Consider the following 3,427-nt stretch of genomic DNA (forward strand, 5'->3'; position numbering starts at 1 on the left):
ACGCAGTGGAGAACATCAAAGCCAACCGGGACTACGAGCTCGACCTCGAGCACCTTGCCCTCGACGATCCGGCCGCGTACGAGCTGCTGACCCGGGGTGACACCCTCGGTGTGTTCCAGCTCGACGGCGGCGGCCTGCGTGCCCTGCTGCGGATGATGAAGCCAGACAACTTCGAGGATATCTCCGCGACCCTGGCGCTCTACCGCCCCGGCCCGATGGGTGCCGATTCGCATACGAACTATGCCCTGCGCAAGAACGGTCTGCAGGAGGTCACCCCGATCCACCCGGAACTCGCCGAGCCGCTCAAGGAGATCCTCGACACCACCTACGGACTCATCATCTACCAGGAGCAGGTGATGGCGATCGCGCAGAAGGTCGCCGGCTATTCGCTGGGACAGGCAGACATCCTCCGCCGCGCGATGGGCAAGAAGAAGAAGTCCGAGCTCGACAAGCAGCAGGTCGGATTCTTCGGCGGGATGAAGGAACGCGGCTATTCCGAGGCCGCCGCTCAAGCCCTGTGGGACATCCTGCTGCCCTTCTCGGACTACGCGTTCAACAAGGCGCACTCGGCCGCCTACGGCGTCGTGTCCTACTGGACCGCCTACCTCAAGGCCCACTACACCGCCGAATATATGGCGGCCCTGCTGACCTCGGTCGGCGACAACAAGGACAAGCTCGCGATCTACCTCAACGAGTGCCGCCGTCTGGCCATCACCGTGCTGCCTCCGGACGTCAACGAATCCGCGCTCCACTTCACCCCGGTCGGCACCGATATCCGCTTCGGCATGGGCGCGGTCCGCAACGTCGGCGCGCACGTCGTCGAGGGCATCGTCGAGACCCGCGGTGAGCAGGGCGCCTACACCTCGTTCACGGACTTCCTCGACAAGGTGCCCAGCCACGTGTGCAACAAGCGCACAATCGAATCGCTCATCAAGGCCGGCGGCTTCGACTCGCTCGGCCACAGCCGTCGCTCACTCGTCGAAGTCCACGAGGAGGCCGTGGACTCGGTCATCGGAGTCAAGAGACAGGAAGCCAACGGACAGTTCGATCTCTTCGCCGGGCTCGGCGGGGGAGACGACTCACCGGGCTTCTCCGTGACCATCCCGGACCGTCCGGAGTGGGAGAAGAAGGAGAAGCTGTCCTTCGAGCGTGACATGATCGGTCTCTACGTCTCCGACCACCCACTCAACGGGCTCGAAGGTGTGCTGGCTGCCGAATCCGATGCCTCCATCGCCGAGGTGGTCGATCCGGAGTCGCACCGCCATGACGGATCCCAGATCAAGGTCTGCGGAATGATCACCCAGGTCACCCGCAAGGTGTCGAAGAACTCGGGGCGTCCCTATGCGATCGTGACCGTGGAGGATCTCGAAGCCGAGATCGAGGTGATGTTCTTCGGTGACACCTACGAGCCGGTGGCGAGCCTGTTGGCGACCGACCTCGTGATCTCCCTGACCGGTCGCATCCGCACCTCCGATGACCGTCCGACCTCGCTGATGGCGATGGCGATGACGATTCCCGATGTCACCGACCCCAACGATCGGCCGCTCAACCTCATCATGCCGATGGAGAAGGCAACCGAGGAGATGGCGTCGAAGCTCAAACGGATCCTCGAATCCAACAAGGGGCAGACGGACGTCCACATCACCCTGTCTCAGCCGGGACGGCAGACGATCATGCGCCTGGATCGGTCGATCAGAGTCGATCCGAACCCGAGCCTCTACGGCGACCTCAAGGCTCTGCTGGGCTCCCGCTGCTTCAGCGTCTGAGGCGCGACCGCCGAGACCGCGCTCGTCCGCACTGCGGGCCGGGGGCCTGCAGTGCTGCTGCAGAGACTAGAATGGTGCGGGTGAACACTCTGGACTTCCGTGGTGAGACCCTCAACAAGCGATTCCTGGCGCAGAAGCTGCCTCGGGCCGCCGAGACCCATGCCGATATCGAACGACGAGTCGCCGACCTGCTCGACACCGTCGCCGGCGGAGGAGCGGCCGCGGTGAAGGACTTCACCGAACGCTTCGACGGGGTCCGTTCCGAGGCGCTGCGCGTGCCGGCCTCGGCGCTGGCCGAGGCCGCAGCCGAACTCGATCCCGCGGTTACGGCCGCACTCGTCGAATCCATCGCCCGGGCTCGGACGGTCGCGGCCGATCAGCGTCCCGACGATGTCCGCACCGAATTGGCCTCCGGCGCCTTCGTCACCACGCGCCACCTGCCGGTCGAACGGGTCGGACTCTACGTTCCCGGCGGACTGGCCGTGTACCCGTCGACGGTGATCATGAACGTCGTGCCGGCACAGACCGCCGGTGCACACTCATTGGCGATCGCGAGCCCGCCCCAGAGCAACGGCCTGCCGCACCCCACCGTGCTCGCCACCGCACACATCCTCGGCGTCGACGAAGTGTGGGCGATGGGCGGAGCTCAGGCGATCGGCGCCCTGGCCTACGGCTTCGACGACGGTGAGGAACTCGAACCCGTCGACCTCATCACCGGTCCCGGGAACGCCTATGTGGCTGCGGCGAAGTCCCTGGTCCGTTCCCGGGTGGGCATCGACGCGGTCGCCGGACCCACGGAGATCATCATCCTCGCCGACGACCAGGCCGACCCGCGCTTCGTCGCCGCCGACCTCATCAGTCAGGCCGAACACGACGAACTGGCCGCCTCGGTGCTGGTCACCGACTCCGTCGAACTCGCCGAGGCGGTGCAGAAGGAGCTGGACGTGCAGGTGCCGCAGGCGATGCACACCGAACGGATCGGGGCGGCTCTGGCCGGTCGACAGTCGGCGATCGTCCTCGTCGACGACCTCGACGCCGGGATCACCGTGGTCAACGGCTACGCCGGAGAGCACGTCGAGGTCCACACGGCCGAGGCGGAAGCTGTCGGGGCACGGATCACCAACGGCGGAGCGGTCTTCCTCGGCGATTGGGCACCGGTGTCGCTCGGTGACTACTGCGCCGGGTCGAATCACGTGCTGCCCACGATGGGCACCGCCGCTCACGGTTCGGGGCTGGGTGTGCACTCATTCATCAAGGTCAGCCAGGTCATCGACTATGATCGCCAGGCACTGTCCGAGGTGGCCGGGCACATCGGTGTTCTCGCCGCCAGCGAACAGCTGCCGGCCCACGGGCGGGCTGTCGACATCAGGTTCGAGGAGTAGAGATGCGCTGTCCGTTCTGCCGTGAGTCCGATTCGCGGGTCGTCGATTCGAGGACCAGCGAAGACGGCGCAGCGATCCGTCGGCGTCGGCAGTGCCGTCACTGCGGTCGTCGCTTCACCACGATGGAAGCCACGAGCCTGTCGGTGATCAAACGTTCCGGAGTCACCGAGGAGTTCTCCCGGCAGAAGATCATGTCCGGTGTGCGCAAGGCCTGCCAGGGACGCCCGGTCAGCGACGATGATCTCGCGAAGCTCGCACAGCGGGTGGAGGAGAACATCC

General features: G+C 65.7%; 3 protein-coding genes. All 3 read left to right on the plus strand.

The features are described 5' to 3' along the window. Positions 1-1,766: DNA polymerase III subunit alpha (gene dnaE, locus ACTIIH_RS16090; RefSeq protein WP_441452829.1), on the plus strand; the 1,766-nt coding region annotated here is incomplete at its 5' end. Positions 1,767-1,837: 71 nt separating this feature from the next. Beyond that, on the plus strand, positions 1,838-3,148 hold the full coding sequence (gene hisD / locus ACTIIH_RS16095) for a histidinol dehydrogenase (protein ID WP_441452830.1): 1,311 nt from the start codon (positions 1,838-1,840) through the stop codon (positions 3,146-3,148). A 2-nt stretch (positions 3,149-3,150) separates the two neighbouring features. Then, on the plus strand, positions 3,151-3,427 hold a 277-nt coding region (locus ACTIIH_RS16100; RefSeq protein ID WP_441452831.1), incomplete at its 3' end, for an NrdR family transcriptional regulator.

Source organism: Brevibacterium sp. (assembly GCF_052105255.1).
Classification (GTDB): domain Bacteria; phylum Actinomycetota; class Actinomycetes; order Actinomycetales; family Brevibacteriaceae; genus Brevibacterium; species Brevibacterium linens_B.

Coding starts and splice junctions, on each gene's coding strand:
- hisD (WP_441452830.1), top strand. CDS start 1,838: ATGGTGCGGGTGAACACTCTGGACTTCCGTGGTGAGACCCTCAACAAG.